1 tRNA gene is annotated in these 327 nt (G+C 49.8%); it reads right to left on the bottom strand.

Annotated elements, in window-relative coordinates:
* Positions 1-244: 244 nt before the first annotated feature.
* Positions 245-320, bottom strand: a tRNA-Gly gene (locus AN389_RS19740).
* Positions 321-327: the final 7 nt, after the last annotated feature.

The raw sequence follows: 327 nt of genomic DNA, 5'->3' as shown, positions 1-327 counted from the left end.
GTGACCTCGACCTTGGCAAGGTCGCGCTCTACCAACTGAGCTAGTGCCGCTTTATAGTTAGTCAGTAATTTGTCCGTTGGTGCGCGACGAGTCGCGTCCTACGTTCTGGCAACTGAGCTAGTGCCGCTTTAAAGATTGTCAGTAATTTTATGCTTAAGCGCGACGGGTCGCTTTCAACATTCTGGCAACTGAGCTAGTGCCGCTTTACATATTATTCGATACTTCAATTTCTTTGGTAAGAAATTGGAGCGGCACACGAGGCTCGAACTCGTGACCTCGACCTTGGCAAGGTCGCGCTCTACCAACTGAGCTAGTGCCGCTTTATAG

The sequence above is a fragment of the Pseudoalteromonas sp. P1-7a genome (genome assembly GCF_001401855.1).
Classification (GTDB): Bacteria; Pseudomonadota; Gammaproteobacteria; order Enterobacterales; family Alteromonadaceae; genus Pseudoalteromonas.
The sequence above is the reverse complement of the archived record's forward strand: the minus strand, read 5'-3'. Positions and strand labels throughout refer to the sequence as shown.